Origin of the sequence: Dokdonella sp. (assembly GCF_017744955.1) — a bacterium.
Lineage (GTDB): Bacteria > Pseudomonadota > Gammaproteobacteria > Xanthomonadales > Rhodanobacteraceae > Dokdonella_A.
On record NZ_JAGIAG010000004.1, the window covers coordinates 354,558 to 369,978 of the forward strand.

At 71.7% G+C, this 15,421-nt stretch carries 5 protein-coding genes and 1 pseudogene; 4 read left to right on the forward strand and 2 right to left on the reverse strand.

What is annotated here, in order from left to right:
• Nucleotides 1–45: 45 nt before the first annotated feature.
• Nucleotides 46–1,443, reverse strand: a complete 1,398-nt coding sequence (locus tag J7520_RS12010; protein ID WP_291188544.1) for a hypothetical protein — start codon at nt 1,441–1,443, stop codon at nt 46–48.
• 196 nt (nt 1,444–1,639) lie between these two features.
• Between J7520_RS12010 and rapA the strand changes: the two genes are divergently transcribed.
• From rapA to J7520_RS12030, 4 genes are all read left to right on the forward strand, one after another.
• On the forward strand, nt 1,640–4,486 hold the full coding sequence (gene rapA / locus J7520_RS12015) for an RNA polymerase-associated protein RapA (protein ID WP_291188546.1): 2,847 nt from the start codon (nt 1,640–1,642) through the stop codon (nt 4,484–4,486).
• Between the two features lie 42 nt (nt 4,487–4,528).
• Nucleotides 4,529–6,892, forward strand: coding sequence for a winged helix-turn-helix domain-containing protein (locus tag J7520_RS12020; protein ID WP_291188548.1), 2,364 nt, complete (start codon nt 4,529–4,531; stop codon nt 6,890–6,892).
• Between the two features lie 209 nt (nt 6,893–7,101).
• Nucleotides 7,102–9,396: a hypothetical protein gene (locus J7520_RS12025; RefSeq protein ID WP_291188550.1), complete on the forward strand. Its 2,295-nt coding sequence runs from the start codon at nt 7,102–7,104 to the stop codon at nt 9,394–9,396.
• A gap of 78 nt (nt 9,397–9,474) precedes the next feature.
• Nucleotides 9,475–12,462, forward strand: coding sequence for a S8 family serine peptidase (locus J7520_RS12030; RefSeq protein WP_291188551.1), 2,988 nt, complete (start codon nt 9,475–9,477; stop codon nt 12,460–12,462).
• 99 nt (nt 12,463–12,561) lie between these two features.
• Here the strand turns inward: J7520_RS12030 and J7520_RS12035 are convergent.
• Nucleotides 12,562–15,421 (reverse strand): annotated as a pseudogene (locus J7520_RS12035) (hypothetical protein); the annotation flags it as partial.

A 15,421-nucleotide genomic window follows, 5' to 3' on the forward strand; every position in this document is an offset into this window, starting at 1 on the left:
TGCTGCGCGAGCCCGGCGATGCGCCGGGCTCGCGCAGGCATCCGCCTACAGCGTGCGCAGGAACGCGACCAGATCCTTCTTCTCCTCGCCGCTCAGCTTCGTCTCGAGCACCAGGTTGAAGAACTCGACCGTGTCGTCCAGCGTCAGCAGGCGGTCGTCGTGCAGGTACGGCGGCGAATCCTTGATGCCGCGCAGCGGGAAGGTCTTGATCGGCCCGTCCATGTTGGCCATGCGGCCGTTGATCATCTGCGGCTTGAAGAAGCGCTCCGTGCGCAGGTTGTGCATCAGATTGTCGGTGTAGTACGGCGGCGTGTGGCAGTTCGCGCAGGTGCCCTTGCCGAAGAACACCGCCTGGCCGCGCAGTTCCGCCTCGCTCGCCTTGCGCGGATCGAGCTTGCCGTCGATGCCGAGCTTCGGCGCCGGCGGGAAGTCGAGCAGCGCCTCGAACTCGGCCATGAAATGCACCTGGCTGCCGCGTTCGAGCACGTTGACGCCCTTTTTCGTCGCGATCACCGGATCGCCGTCGAAGTACGCCGCGCGCTGCTCGAACTCGGTGAAGTCCTCGACCGTCTTCAGCGCGCGCTGCGAGCCGAACAGGCGCTGGATGTTGACGCCGCGCAACGACGGCGTGTCGATGCGATGGCGGAATTCCTGCGGCCGGATGTCGCCGACCAGATGCGTCGAGGCGTTGGTGTGGCCGTTGGCGTGGCAGTCGAAGCAGACCACGCCGCGGCTCGGCCGCTCGCTGCGCCGGTCCGCGGTCTGGTTGAACTGCTGCTGCGGGAACGGCGTGACCAGGAGGCGCAGGCCTTCGAGCTGCTTGGGATTGAGCACGCCGTTGAACAGCTCGTAGTAGTTCTCGATCGTGACCAGCTTGCCCTTGGAGACGTCGCCGAGGTCGGGACGCGTGGTCAGGTAGATCGGCGCGGGAAACTCCGGCAGGAAATGGTCGGGCAGATCGAAGTCGAGATCGAAGCGTGTCAGGTCGCGCTGCTCCTGGCGCTTGATCTCTTCGATGTGGAACTTCGGGAACACCATGCCGCCCTCGGCATGGTTCGGATGCGGCAGCGGCAGGAAACCGGCCGGAAACAGGCCCTTGTCGCGGATCTCCTCCGGACTCGCCGCGGCGAGTCCGTCCCAGCTGGTGCCGGGCTTGAGGCGGATGCGTACGCCTTCCTGAACGGGTTTGCCGCGCGACATCGTCACGCCGGCTGCGGCCTTGTCGGACAGGTCGTAGCGCTGCTTCAGCAGCTCGGCCTGACGTCGTTCGATGTCGGGCTTGGCCGCCTTCATGCGTTTCATCACCGTCGCCAGGTCTTCCTCGACGGTCGGCGCATAGCTGGACGGGGGTTTGTCTTCTGCGGCCTGCGCGACGCCTGCGAGAGTCAGGCTCAGGGCGATCGCGAGCAGGGTCTTCGGGAACTCCTTCGGATGCGCTTTCATACGGCCTCCCGGACAACGTTGGGTTGAAGAGGCATGAACGTCGCCGCGACCGCGACGACCCGGGCACGCTAGCACCGGCGAAATGTGCATACCAATGGCTAAAACGGATCGCTGTGATCGACTGCGCCTATCGTCGCGCTTTGCATGGGTCGCCCGCGGCTGGATAATCCGCGCCCGCTTCCCGCTTTCGTGATCGATGGCTTTCGTACCCGGACAACGCTGGATCTCCAACGCCGAACCCGAACTCGGCCTCGGCACCGTCGTGCGCCTCGACGGCCGTAACGTGCAGGTGCTGTTCGCCACCGCCGGCGTGCTGCGCCACTACGCGATGCACGCCGCGCCGCTCGCCCGCGCCGAGTTCCGCGTCGGCCAGAAGATTTCCGGACAGAAGCGCAGCTTCGTCGTCGAGCGCGTCAGCGAGACCGGCGGTCTGCTCAGCTACCACGGCGGCGCCGGCGTGCTGTCGGAATCCGAGCTCGACGACGCGCAGCCGATCTCGCGCGCCGACGAACGCCTGCTGTCCACGCGCATCGACGCGCCGGACCGTTTCGACTTCCGCCGCCAGGCGCTCACGCGCCGCGCCGAGGCGATGCGCTCGCCCGCGTTCGGGCTCGCCGGCGCGCGCATCGACCTGATCCCGCACCAGCTGCGCGTCGCCGAGATCGTCGCGCAGCGGCAGCCGCCGCGCGCGCTGCTCGCCGACGAGGTCGGCCTCGGCAAGACGATCGAGGCCGGCATGATCCTCGCCCGCCTGCTCGCCACCGGACGCGTCGCGCGCGTGCTGGTGCTCGCGCCGGGCAGCCTGACCAGCCAATGGCTGATCGAACTGCTGCGCCGCTTCAATCTCTCCTTCGCGCTGTTCGACGAGGAGCGCTGCGAGGCGATCGAGGTCGCCGATGCCGGACGCAACCCGTTCGAGGACGAGCAGTGCGTGATCGCCGACATCGGCTGGCTCGCCGCCGCGCCCCGGCGCGCGGCGCAGCTCGGCGACGCCGAGTGGGACCTGGTCGTCGTCGACGAGGCGCATCACCTGGAATGGTCGCCGCTCGCGACGAGCGCCTCCTACGCGCTGGTCGAACGCCTCGCCGTGGCCTCGCCCGGCTTGATCCTGCTCACCGCCACGCCGCAGCAGCTCGGCCGCAGCGGCCATTTCGCGCGGCTGCGCCTGCTCGATCCGGCGCGCTACGTCGACCTCGACGCGTTCGCCGCCGAGGCCGATGGCTACGTGCAGCTCTCCGCCGTCGCCGCGCAACTGCTCGACGCGCAGGCGCTGTCGCCGAACGAGCGCGCGGAACTGCAGGCGCGCTTCGCCGACGACGCCGAACTGCTCGCCCTGCTCGAACGCTACGACGAGGACCGCGCCGCCAATGCGCCGGCGCTGCTCGACGCGCTGATCGATCGCCACGGCACCGGACGGGTGATGTTCCGCAACCGGCGCGCGCAGATCGGCGGCTTTCCGCGCCGCGTCGCCGAGATCGACGTGCTCGACGGCGGCGAACTCGACGACGCGCAGCGCCAGCAGCTGCTGGCGGAATTCCACGCCGACGCGCAGACGCACGCGCCGGCCGGCGAGCTGGACTACGCCGACGATCCGCGCCTGCCCTGGCTGGTCGCGCTGATCGAGAAGCTGGCCGGCCAGAAGCTGCTGCTGATCTGCCGCAGCCAGGCCAAGGTACTGGCGCTGGAAGACGCGCTGCGCACGAAGAGCGGCGCCAAGGTCGCGCGCTTCCACGAAGGCATGACGATCCTGCAGCGCGACCGCAACGCCGCGTTCTTCGCCGAAGCCGACGGCGCGCGCGTGCTGCTGTGCTCGGAGATCGGCTCGGAAGGCCGCAACTTCCAGTTCGCCCATCATCTGGTGCTGTGGGACCTGCCGCTCGATCCGGACCTGCTCGAACAGCGCATCGGCCGTCTCGACCGCATCGGCCAGCGCCACGACATCCAGATCCACGCCGCCGCGTTCTCCGGCAGCGCGCAGCACGCGCTGCTGCGCTGGTACCACGAAGGCCTCGACGCGCTGCGCTCGAGCCCGTCCGACGGCCGCGAGATCCTGCGCCGCTACGGCCCGCGCCTGCTGCAGGAAGCCGAGCGCCACGCGCTCGGCGGCGAGGAGGCGGACGTCGAAATCGATTCGCTGATCGCCGAGACCGCGGCGACGCACCGCGAATTGTCCGAGCTGGTCAACGCCGGCCGCGACCGCCTGCTCGAACTCGCCAGCGAACGCCAGGCGCGCGAGCAGCATCTGGCCGAGGCCCTGCGCGCGCAGGACGCCGATGTCGGCGCCGACGAGTTCGTGCTCGCGCTGTTCGAGCAGTTCGGCGTCGACAGCGAGGAGACCGGCCCGCGCACCTGCGTGCTCGACCCCGAATACCTCAGCACCGACGGCTTCCCCGGTCTCAAGGACGGGCCGCAGCAGGTCACCTTCGACCGCGCCGTCGCGCTCGCGCGCGAGGAGCTGCCGCTGCTGCGGCTCGATCATCCGCTCGTGCTCGGCGCGCTCGACCTGCTGCTGGAAAGCGAGCAAGGCAACGCCGCCCTGCTGATCGACGCCGCGCTGCCGCCGCGCACCGCCCTGCTCGAATGCGTGTTCGTGCTCGGTTGCGTCGCCGACCGCCGCCTCGACGTCGGCCGCTTCCTGCCGCCGCTGCCGCTGCGTACGGTGGTCGACACGCGCCTGGCGACGCGCAACGACTACGCGCCGAACCCGGCCAGCCTCGCCCGCGCGAAGGAGCAGCCGATCGACGCCGCGCGCTACCGGCCGCTGCTGGCCAAGCTGGTGCCGCCGATGCTGGCCGCCTGCGAAACCGAGGCGCGCCGCACCGCGGCGAACGAGATCGGCGCCGCGCTGGCCGCCGCCGAACGCGAACTCGGCGCCGCACAGGCGCGCCTGACCGCGCTGGCGGCGGTGAATCCGTCCGTGCGCGCGGAGGAGATCGCCGCGCTGGCGGAAGAACTCGACGCATTGCGCGCGGCGCTGGCGACCGCGGCGCCGCGGCTGGACGCCGTGCGCTTCGTCTGCAGCGCGGACATCGCCACGCGCTGACGGCGCCCGACCGCGCATCGGCATCCGCGTTATTCTTGCCGGATGAAGCCCGTTCGCTATCGTTTCGGCGACTATCGCCTCGATGCCGCCGCAAGAGAGCTGTGGCATCGCGGCGAACCGGTGGCGATCGCGCCGAAGGCGCTGGAATGCCTCGCCTACCTGCTCGAACACCACGACCGCGCGGTCGGGCGCGACGAGCTGGTCGCGGCCGTCTGGGGCCGCGTCGATACCGGCGACTCGCCGCTGACGCAGACGATCTGGCGCGCGCGCCGCGCGGTCGGCGACAGCGACGGCAGCGGCGAGCACGGCAGCCTGCGCACGGTGCCGCGGTTCGGCTACCGCTGGGTCGCGCCGGTGCAGGTCGAGGCGATCGGCGAATCCTCCAGCCTGCCCGCCGAATCTGCCGCGACGAACTCCGTCGAACACACCGAGACCGAAACGACGGCGCCGGCGATCCCGCCCGCCGCGAATCCCTCGCGGACACGTCCACGCGCATCGCGAATCGCAGCATTCGCCGCGCTCGCTGCCGTGCTCGCGCTCGCCGCGATCGCGATGCTGGCGCGGCCGTCGATGCGCGCCGCCGCGCCGGCGGCGAGTTCCGCCGACATCGTCGTGCTGCCGGTCGCGCTGGCCGACAGCGCGACCGAGAACGCCTGGGTGCGTCTCGGCGCGATGGACTACGTCGCCTCGCGCCTGCGCGATGCGCACCTCAGCGTGCTGCCGAGCGAACGCGTGGTCGCGCTGGTCGCAGCGGCAGCCGCGGACGATGCCGGCGCGCAGGAACGCGAACGCCTGGCGCACCTCACCGGCGCGGCGCAATTGCTGGCGCTGCGCGCGAGCTTTTCCGAAGGCCGCTGGCGCTTCGCCATCGACGCCTATCGCGACCGACAGGCGCACACCTTCCGCGGCGAAGCGGCCGCGCCCCTGCAAGCGGCCGATCTGGCCGCCGCGGCGTTTCTCGACAGCCTCGGCCGTGGCTCGCAGGTGCGCACGCAGTCCCCCGGCGCGATCGAGGAACGCCTGCAACGCATCGACGCCGCCCTGCTCGTCGGCGACCTCGCCGAGGCGCGCCGCTGGAGCGACGACGCTCCGGACGCGCAGCGCGACGATCCGCGCCTGCGCCTGCGCAGCGGGCGCATCGCCTTCCGCGGCGGCCGCCTGGAAGACGCCGAAACCGCGTTCGCCCCGCTCGCCGGCATCACCGGCGAAACGCCGGCGGCGATCCGCGCGCAGGCCCAGCTCGGCCTCGGCGGCATCGCCGTGCGCCGGCGCCAGTACGATCGCGCCGAACCGCACTACACGCAGGCCTTGACCACGCTCGGCGAGGACGGCGACGCCAACCTGCTCGGCCGCGCCTACAACGAACGCGCCGTGGTCCGCGGCGGCCTCGGCCGCGTCGACCTGGCGATCGCCGACATCGGCCGCGCGCGCAGCGAACTCGGCCGCGGCGGCGATCCGCTCGGCATCGCCTACGCCGATCTCAACGCCGCGCTGATCGCCGGCCAGCGCGGACGCTACGACGAGGCGCTGACGACGTTCGACCGCTCGAGCGCCGCCTTCGAACGCTTCGGCATCGTCGACGGCCTCGCCACCTCGCTGGCGAACAAGGCGAACCTTCAGCTGAGCCTGCTCGATACGACCGGCGCCGTCGCCAGCGCGGCGCAGGCCTGGTCGCTGCTGCCGCGGCTGGAGGATCATCGCCTGATCGAGTTCGTCGCGCAGAACCACATCCGCGCGCTGCGTTCGAGCGGACGCCTGGCCGAAGCCGGCCAGGCGCTCGACCGTTTCGAGGGCGGCGGCGACCACGCCTCGCAGGATCCCGGCTTCGCCGTGCTGCGCGCGGGCCTGCTGCTCGACCAGGGCAAGGCGCCGCTCGCCTTGCACCTCGCCGACGAAATCCTGGCGCGCATCGAGCGCGCGCCGGTCGGCAGCTGCAGCGACTCGATCCCGCAGGCGGCGCTGGTGCTGACCGAGGCCGCGTTGCAGAGCCGCCGCGCCGACGCCGCCGAACCGCTGCTGGCGCGACTCGACGAATTCCTCGCCGCGCCGCAGGATCCCGGCTGGCTGTTCGTCACCGAACTGGCGCGCGGCGAGCTGAAGGCGTCGAGCGGGGATGCCGACGCCGACCGCCATTTCGCCGCCGCGCTGGCGCAGGCCGACAGCGCCGGCGAGCCGGCCGACATCGTCACCGCGGCGGCCGCCTATGCGGCCTTCCTGGTCGCGCACAACGACCGCGCGCGCGCCGCGCCCGTGCTGACGCGGCTCGATCCCTACGTCGACCGCGACTACCGCGCCGCACGTGCCGCCGCCGGGCTGCACGCCCTGCTCGACCAGCCGGCGCCGGCCGCTGCCGCCGACCTCAAGGCGCGCACGCTGGCCGGCGAACGCGTCGCGATATCGCCCTGACGCATCCATAGGCTGCTCGATACGCCGGCGCATCGTCGGCCGTACGCCGCCGAATGGCCGCCGGAAATCGCGCGGCGATCCGCGCGCGATGCGTCGAGATCGCGCCGAGATGCCGGCGAGACCCTACGCGCACGCGGCGAGATCGCGCTTGCCATCAAGATGGAAGGCTCGAACCAGACGCGGCCGCGCCGCCCGGAGAGCCCTTCCCTATGCATGCGATCAAACCCGCGCCGGCCTGCGCCTGCCTTCTCGCCTTCATGCTGCTGGCCGGCGCATCGGCTCCTGCATCCGCGGCCACGGCCGGCAGCGGCATCGCGCTCGCGGTCACCGTCGGCACCGATCTTTCGCCGAACGCCTGCGGTGGCGCCACCTCGCTCGAGGTGGTCTTCGGCGACGAGGTCAACTTCTGCTATCGCGTCACCAACCGCACGGCGGCGGCGCTCGACTACCAGGCCTTGAGCGACGACGTCGACGGCGTCCTGCTCGCGCCCGGCACGCCGCATTCCCTCGCGCCCGGCGACACCTGGCAGTACAACCGCGTCGCGCGCGTGCTGGCCGGCGGCCTGCGGACGGCGACCTGGACTGCGCAGGCGCAGGCACCCGGCTATACCGCGCAGCGGCGCGCGGGCGCTTTCGTCGACGTCAGCGCGAATCCGACGGCGATTCCTCTCGACGACCGGATCTTCGTCGGATCGCAGTACGGCGCGCTCGACTTCACCCTGCCGTTCCCGTTCACGTTCTACGGCATCCGCACCGACCGACTCTGCATCGCTCCCAACGGCGTCGTCGGCGTGGCGCAGCAGGACTGCCGCTTCCCGTACGACAACAACGCCGTCGGTTCGCCGCCCGCGGCCAGGGCCGGAATGGCGCTGATGCCGCTGTGGGACGACTTCGTGCCGTGGCCGGACGGCCATTCCTGTGGTGGGCCGTGCCGCTTCATCTTCGGCGCGCTGTACGCCGACACGCTGGGCACGGCGCCGAACCGCAAGTTCGTGCTGCAGTGGCACAAGCGCATCCACGCGCCGATCACCATGAACGCCGACAACGCGAGCTTCGAGATCGTGTTCGACGAAGCCAGCGGCGGCTTCTCGTTCGAGTACGGCGACGTCGACTACACCGCCTACTTCGACCCCAACGGCGATCCGGAGATCTGCGACGGCGGCGCCTGCGCGACGGTCGGCGTGCAGGCCGGCGAGCAGAACGCAACGGTGTTCTCGTACCTGCAAGCCTCGCTCGACGGCGGCTCGGGCATCGACTGGAACGCGAACGCCGCCGAGGTCGCCCGTGCCGGCGTGAACCTCACGGTCGGCAGGCCCAAGCTCGACGCCGCGGCGGCGGCGACGTTCTTCGTCGCGCCGGGCGCGCGCCGCAGCGCGACGTTGCGCATCGCCAATCCGGGCGACCACGCGCTCGACTGGACGCTCGGCGCGCCCGATCCCGCCGCCGGCGCGCCGGTGTCCGCGTTCGGCGTGCGCAGCGGATTCATCGACATCAGCGCGAACGACTTCCTGCGCATCGACGTGCCGGCGAGCGGTCCCGCCACGGCGATCGCGACCATCGACGGCGGCTACGGCGGCGGCGCCTTCGTCGACGGCGATTTCTCGAAGGAATACGTGACGCGCGGCTGGCGCACCGCGCCCGACGGCTCGACCGTGTCCACGCGCGGCTTCCTCGAAACCATCGACACCGCGACCGGCGCCATCGCGGTGGTCGGCGACACCGGCGTGAGCAACGCCTATGCCCAGTTGGACAGCATCTATGCGACGGCCTGGGACGTGTGGTCGAACACGCTCTATGCCCTGGTCCAGCACAGTGTTCCCTACCTCTCCGCGACCTATCTGGTCTCGCTCGACCGCTACACCGGCGCGGCGACCTGGCTCGGTGAGTTGACGTTCGACGAAACGGCGCTCGCCTTCGGCGCCAACGGCATCCCGGAATTCGCGATCGACGACGATGGCCGCCTGTTCGGCATCGCCACCAACGAGAACAACGAGGGCCTGCTGCTGACGATCGATCCCGTCACGTTCGCCACGCACACCATCGGCCTGCTCGGCACCGACGCGCCGTTCATCCTGCCGACCGGCGGCCTCGCCTTCGACCCGCGCGACGGCCGCCTGTACCTCAATGGCATGAACGTCAACGACGCCACCACCTGGCTGTTCTCGGTCGACACGACGACCGGCGCCAGCACCGGTATCGCTTCGATCGCCGATCCGATCGGCGTCACCGCGTTCTCGTTCACCGGCGCGCGCGGTCCCTGCGTGCAACCTGAACAAGTGCCGTGGCTGGCGCCGACGACGACGGCGGGCACGCTCGCCGCCGGAGGCGACGGCGAGATCGCACTCGCGCTCGACGCGAGCGAACTCGCCGCCGGCAGCTACGACACGACGCTGTGCCTGCGCAGCAACGATCCGTACCGGCATCTGCTGCCGCTGCGCGTGCGGCTCGAGGTCGACGCCGATTCGATCTTCCAGGACGGCTTCGACGGCGCCAGCGCGCCCTGATCCCAACCGCCGCGATCGTGCCCGACCGCTCCGCGGCGGCACGACGACCGCCCCACTTTCGCCTCGGAGACCATCGCAATGGCGTATCCGCTCTATCTGAAGACGCTGACCACGGCCCTCGGCCTCGCCCTGGCCGGAGCGCCGACCGTCACGCCGCCGGCGCCGCCGCTGGCGATCGAACCGCCGCCGACGCACGCGCTTGCCGCCGCGACGCCACCGCCGCGCGCCGACGGGCGCCGGAGCTATCTGATCCGCTTCGCCGAGGAAGGCCTGCTGCACTATCGCGGCGGCGTCGCCGGTCTCGCCGCGACCGGCGCCGAACATGCGCGCAAGTTCGACGTGCGAGCGCCTGCCGCACGCGCGTACGCCGACTATCTGTCCGCTGCGCGCGACGCGCACGTGCAGGCGATGCGCAACGCGCTCGGCCACGCGCCGGAGATCACGCACAGCTACGCGATCACGCGCAACGGCGTCGCCGCCGAACTCGATGCCGACGAAGCCGCGCGCGTCGCGCAGTTGCCCGGCGTCGTTTCGGTGCGCCTGGCCGGCTACGAACAGCCGGCGACGATGCGCGGACCGGCGTTCATCGGCGCCGACTCGGTGTGGAACGGCACGGCGACGCCGGGCGGCGTCGCCACGCGCGGCCAGGGCGTCGTCATCGGCGTGCTCGACACCGGCACCGCCAGCGCGCACCCGTCGTTCGCCGACGATCCGGCCTGCGGCTTCGACGCGGGCCACCCGAAGCTGCGCGCGGTCGACTGCACGCGCAGCGAGAACGGCCAGTGCAGCGGTCCGGATCCCGAGGCGATCCCGGGCTTCGGTCACGGCGTCCACACCGCCAGCACGGCGGCCGGCAACACAATCGACAACACGGTGTCGCCGGCGCCCGCGCTGGCCGACGGCGTGCACATGTCGGGCGTGGCGCCGTGCGCTGCGATCCGCCAGTACAAGGTCTGCTCGACGCTGTGGTGCGCCGAGCCGTGGATTCTCGCCGGCATCGAGAACGCGATCGCCGACCAGGTCGACGTCATCAGCTTCTCGATCAGCGGCGGCACCGATCCCTGGAACGACATGGACCGCAGCTTCCTCGACGCGACCGCGACCGGCATCTTCGTCGCCGCCGCCGCCGGCAACGACGGTCTGCCGCTCGGACACCGCGGACCGTGGATGACCACGGTCGCCGCGTCGTCGCAGGACAGAGTGCTGGTGCCGTCGCTGGCGGTCGCGGCCGGCGGCGTACCGGCCGCGTTCGGACCGATGGCGCTGGCGGCGACCAGTACGACGCCCATCGTCGCCGCGGCGCTGCCCGCCGCGCCGCTGAAATCGTACGAGGGAAACCTTTCCGGCTGCTCCGCCGGCGCCGCGATCCCCGCCGGCACCTTCGACGGCGCGATCGCCGTGCTGCTGCTCGATCCGGCCGAGGCGGCGAACCAGAACTGCCTCTTCGCCCAGATGGCGCACGCGGCCGTCGACGCGGGCGCGATCGCGGTCGTCATCGCGACCGCCGCGTTTCCGCTGGTGCTCGATACCAGCGGCGCGCCGGACGTGCCGATCTACGCGGTGTCGCGCACGAGCGGCGACGCGCTGCTCGACTTCATCGCCGCGCATCCCGCCGACGCCGCGGCCTCGATCGAGCCGCCGGCGTCGGCGATCGCCGCCGACGTGCACGCGATCTTCAGCCTGACCGGCCCCACGCCGGCGCCGCTGCAGAACCTGACCAAGCCCGACATCAGCGCGCCGGGCGTGCTGGTCTACGCCGCGCTCGACGCCTACGACGGCGACTACGGCGTGCTGAGCGGAACCTCGATGGCGACGCCGCACGTCGCCGGCGCCGCCGCGCTGCTGCGCGCGGTGCATCCGCAATGGACGCCGATGGAGCTGAAATCGGCATTGATGACGACCGCTAACGACGCCGGCACGCGGCTCGATTTCGTCGCCCCCGAGCCGACGCCGTGGGACGCCGACGACGCCGGCAGCGGCCGCGTCGATCTCGGCAAGGCGGCGCTGGCCGGCCTCACGCTCGACGAAAGCTACGACCGCTTCGTCGCGGCCGATCCGACCGACGCGTCCGTCGCTCTCGAGCAGCTGAACCTGCCGTCGCTGCGCGACACCGCCTGCGCACCGAGCGGCTGCAGCTGGACGCGCACGGTCACCAACCGGCTGGCCGTCGCCGGCAGTTGGAGCACGTCGTATCGCGCCCGCTACGGCGATGCCAGCGTCAGCGTGTCGCCTGCGGTCTTCCAGCTGGCTCCGGGCGCCTCGCAGACGCTGACGATCACGGCGACGCCGTCAGCCACCGACACCGTCAATCTCGCCTTCGGCGAACTGGTGCTGAGCGAGGCGAACGGCGCCTCGCCGGAGCAGCATTTCAGCGTCGCGGTGAAGGCGCCGGAAGCGCCGCCGCCGATCGACGCCTGCGCCGGCGGCGACTGCACGCTGCGCCTCGACGGCTACGCGGGTCGCGGCTACCTGCGCGCGCTCGGCGGCACGCTGCGCGGCTCGACCTTCGTCTGGCTCAACCGCTTCACGCCGAGCGCGACCGACTATCCGTTCACGCTCGACAGCGTGCAGACCTTGTTCCGCGGCGTCGGCGCGACCGGCCGCATCTGCGCCGCGGTCGGCGATCGGTTCGACGTCTACGTCTATCGCGACGACGACCACGATCCGCGCAACGGCGCCACGCTGCTCGCGACGCTGCCGAACGTCGCCGTGAGCGCGCCGCTCGGCACGCTGCAATCGATTCCCCTGCCGAACGGCGGCGTGCGCATCGACGGCCCCGGCGACGTACTGATCGCGCTGTACTGGCACGGCAGCACGGGAACCGCACCGGCCACCTTCCCCCTGGTCGGCGCGACGCGCCAGCGCTCCTGGATCGGCACCATCCACCTGCCGGACGACGATCGCCTGTTCGCCGACGGTTTCGACGGCAGCCTGCCGTACGCGCTGGATCTGACCGAGGAAAATCTCACGCCCATCGCGCAGGCGATCGGCTACGACGTCAACTTCCTGCTGCGCGCCAGCGGCACCAAGGCGGACGGCGGCCAGCTCACGCTCGGAGAACAATAGACGAACGCGCGCGGCGACGAGCGCCGCGCGCTGCTGGCCGTCGAATCGTCGATCCCGCGCCGTCCCGATCGCCACGTGCGGCGATCGGGACGGCGTGCATCAGCGCCGCCGACGCGCCAATCCGGCACCGGCCGCCAGCATCAGCAGCAGGCTCATCAGCGCGAGCATCCAGCGCGCGTCGACCGGCACCGGCGTGACCGGGACCGGCTCGCCGCCGCCGACCGTCGTCGTCGCCGTGCTGCGATTGTTGGCCGGGTTCGGATCGCCGGTACTCGACTCCGCCGTCGCGGTATTGGTGATCGTGCCGCGGAAGTTCGCCGCGACCGCGTAGGTCACCGTGAACGTCGCCGTCTGGCCGCCCGCCAAGGTGCCGAGGGTGCACGGGAAGCCGCTCGCGCACGGCGCGTCGGCGGAGACGAAGCTCAGCCCGGACGGCGTCGGATCGCTCACCGTGACGTCGTTCGCCGCCGCCGGACCGAGGTTGGTCACGCTCAGCGTGTAGACGACGTTGCCGCCCGCGGTCGCCGTCGGCGGCCCCTGCTTGCTGACGGCGAGGTCCGCCGCATCCGATGCCAGCGCGATCACCACGCTCGGCGCGACGTTGTTCGCCGGGATCGAGTCGGGCGTCCGGCTCGCGGCCGTCGTCTGCAACGTCCAGGTGCCGGGCTGCGTCGGCGTGAACTGCGTCGTACAGGTGATCACGCCGCCGACGGCGAGGCTCGCCACCGGCATCGTCGGCGTGCAGTCGGTCGCCAGCACGGCGGCCGCGGCGGTCGGCCCGGTCGGCTCCTGCACCGAGCAGGTCGCATCGAGCGCCGCCAGCGGTCCGTTGTTGGTGCACGTCGTCACCACCGTCACCGGCGTGCCGACCGGCACCGTCTGCGTCGGTGCGCCGGTCGCCATCATGTCCGACACCTGGCCGGAGGTGTCGACCGAGGTCTGCGCGGTGGCGCTGTTGTCGGCCGGGTTCGGGTCGGCGGTGGTGCTGCTCACGCTCGCCGTGTTGGCGATCGGATCGGGACCTGCGTAGTCGAGCGGTACCTGGTAAGTGCTGGTGATGGTCGCCGAGGCGCCGCTGGCGAGGTCGCCGAGCGCGCACGGATACGCCGTCGCGCAGCCGCCGCTGTTGCCGACGAAGACCAGCCCGGCCGGCGTCGGATCGGCGACGTTCACGGCGACCGCCGTGTCCGGACCGGCGTTGGTCACCACCACCGTGTAAACCAGCGTGGCGCCGGCCGCGACCGAGGTCGGGCCGCTCTTGCGCACGGACAGGTCGGCGATCGGCGCGCCGATGGTCGTGACGACCGTGGCGCTGGCGTCGTTGCCGGGCTCCGGATCGGTCACGCCGGCGGGCGGCGACACCGTGGCGGTGTTGCTCAGCGTGCTCGCCTGCGTCGGCGCGGCCGCGGTGATCGTGATCGTCGCGCTGCCGCCGGCCGGCAAGGTCGCGATGGTGCCGGCGACGCTCGTGTCGAACGCGCCGCACACCGCGCCGCCGGTTGCATTGCCGCAACTCGCCGCTGCGTTGCTCAGGCCCGCCGGCAGCGGATCGCTGACCGCGGCGCCGTCGGCGCGGCTCGGACCGGCGTTGGCGACCACCAGCGTATAGGTGATCGTGCCGCCCGCCGCGACCGTGGCTGGGCCGGTCTTGGTGATCGACAGGTCCGCCACCGGCGTCACTTCCGTTTCCACCGGCGGACTGGTGTCGTTGCCCGGCGTCGGATCGTCGCTGCCGGCCGGCGGCGTCACCGTCGCCGTGTTGGTCAGCGTCGTCGCCTCGGCCGGCGCGGTGCCGGTGATCGTGATCGTCACGCTGCCGTTCGCCGGCAGCGTCGGCACCGTGCCGCTGACCGTGTTGCCGGTCACGCTCGGATTGGCGCAGACCGCGCCGCCGACCGGCGTACCGCAGCTCGCGCCGACACCGGTGATGCCGGCCGGCACGGCGTCGCTGTAGGTGGTGCCGTTGGCCTGGTCCGGACCGGCGTTGGCGACCACCAGCGTGTAGGTGATCGTGCCGCCGGCGCTCACCGTAGCCGGACCGCTCTTGGTGATCGACACGTCCACGCTCGCCGGCACCGTCACCGTCGCGCTGCCTTCGTCGTTGCTCGGCGTCGGGTCGGTCTGGTCGCCGCCCGCGCTGGTCGCCACGTTGGTGATCGCGCCGGTCTGCGTCACCGTCGCGGTGATCTGCAACGTCGCCACCGCACCCGCGCCACTGACCGCGAGGTCGCCGACCGTCCACACGCCGGTCGCGTCGTCGTAGGCACCCTGGCTCGGGTTGGCGCTGACGAAGCCGAGGCCGGCCGGCAGCGCGTCGTTCACGCGGACGTTGGTCGCCGCGTTCGGACCGAGGTTGGTCAGCGTCACCGTGAAGGTCACGTTCTGGCCGAGCAGCGGATTGGCGTCGTCGACCGTCTTCACGACCTGCAGGTCGGCCGCCTGCCCGTTCGGCGTCACGCCGGACTGGTTGTTGGCGGTGTTCGGATCCGGCTCGTTCGCCGCGCCCGTCGCCGTGTTGGTGATCTCGCCCGGCTGCGTCACCGTCGCGACGATCGTCAGCGTCTCCTCCGCATCGGCCGCCAGATCGCCGACCGTCCACAGGCCGCTGATGTCGTCGTACGAGCCGAGGCTCGGCGTCGCGCTGACGAAGGCCAGACCGGCCGGCAGCAGGTCCGTCACGTTCACGCCCGTCGCCGGACTCGGGCCGGCGTTGCGCACGGTGATCGTGAAGCTCACGTTCGAGCCCAGGTTCGGCGTCAGCGTGTCGACCGTCTTGTTGACCTGGATGTCGGCCGAGAGGCCGCCGTTGATCGACGCGCTGCCGGCGTTGTTGCTGCTGTCCGGATCGAGCTGGTCGCCGCCGGTGCGCGTGGCCGTGTTCACGATCGCGCCCGACTGCGTCACCGTCGCGGTGAGCGTCAGCGTCGCGTTCGCGCCGTTCGCCAGCGCACCGACCGTC

Bases quoted from the DNA above. Each gene is read 5' to 3' on its own strand.
- J7520_RS12010 (WP_291188544.1), bottom strand. From the start codon at position 1,443: ATGAAAGCGCATCCGAAGGAGTTCCCGAAGACCCTGCTCGCGATCGCC.
- rapA (WP_291188546.1), top strand. From the start codon at position 1,640: ATGGCTTTCGTACCCGGACAACGCTGGATCTCCAACGCCGAACCCGAA.
- J7520_RS12020 (WP_291188548.1), top strand. From the start codon at position 4,529: ATGAAGCCCGTTCGCTATCGTTTCGGCGACTATCGCCTCGATGCCGCC.
- J7520_RS12025 (WP_291188550.1), top strand. From the start codon at position 7,102: ATGCATGCGATCAAACCCGCGCCGGCCTGCGCCTGCCTTCTCGCCTTC.
- J7520_RS12030 (WP_291188551.1), top strand. From the start codon at position 9,475: ATGGCGTATCCGCTCTATCTGAAGACGCTGACCACGGCCCTCGGCCTC.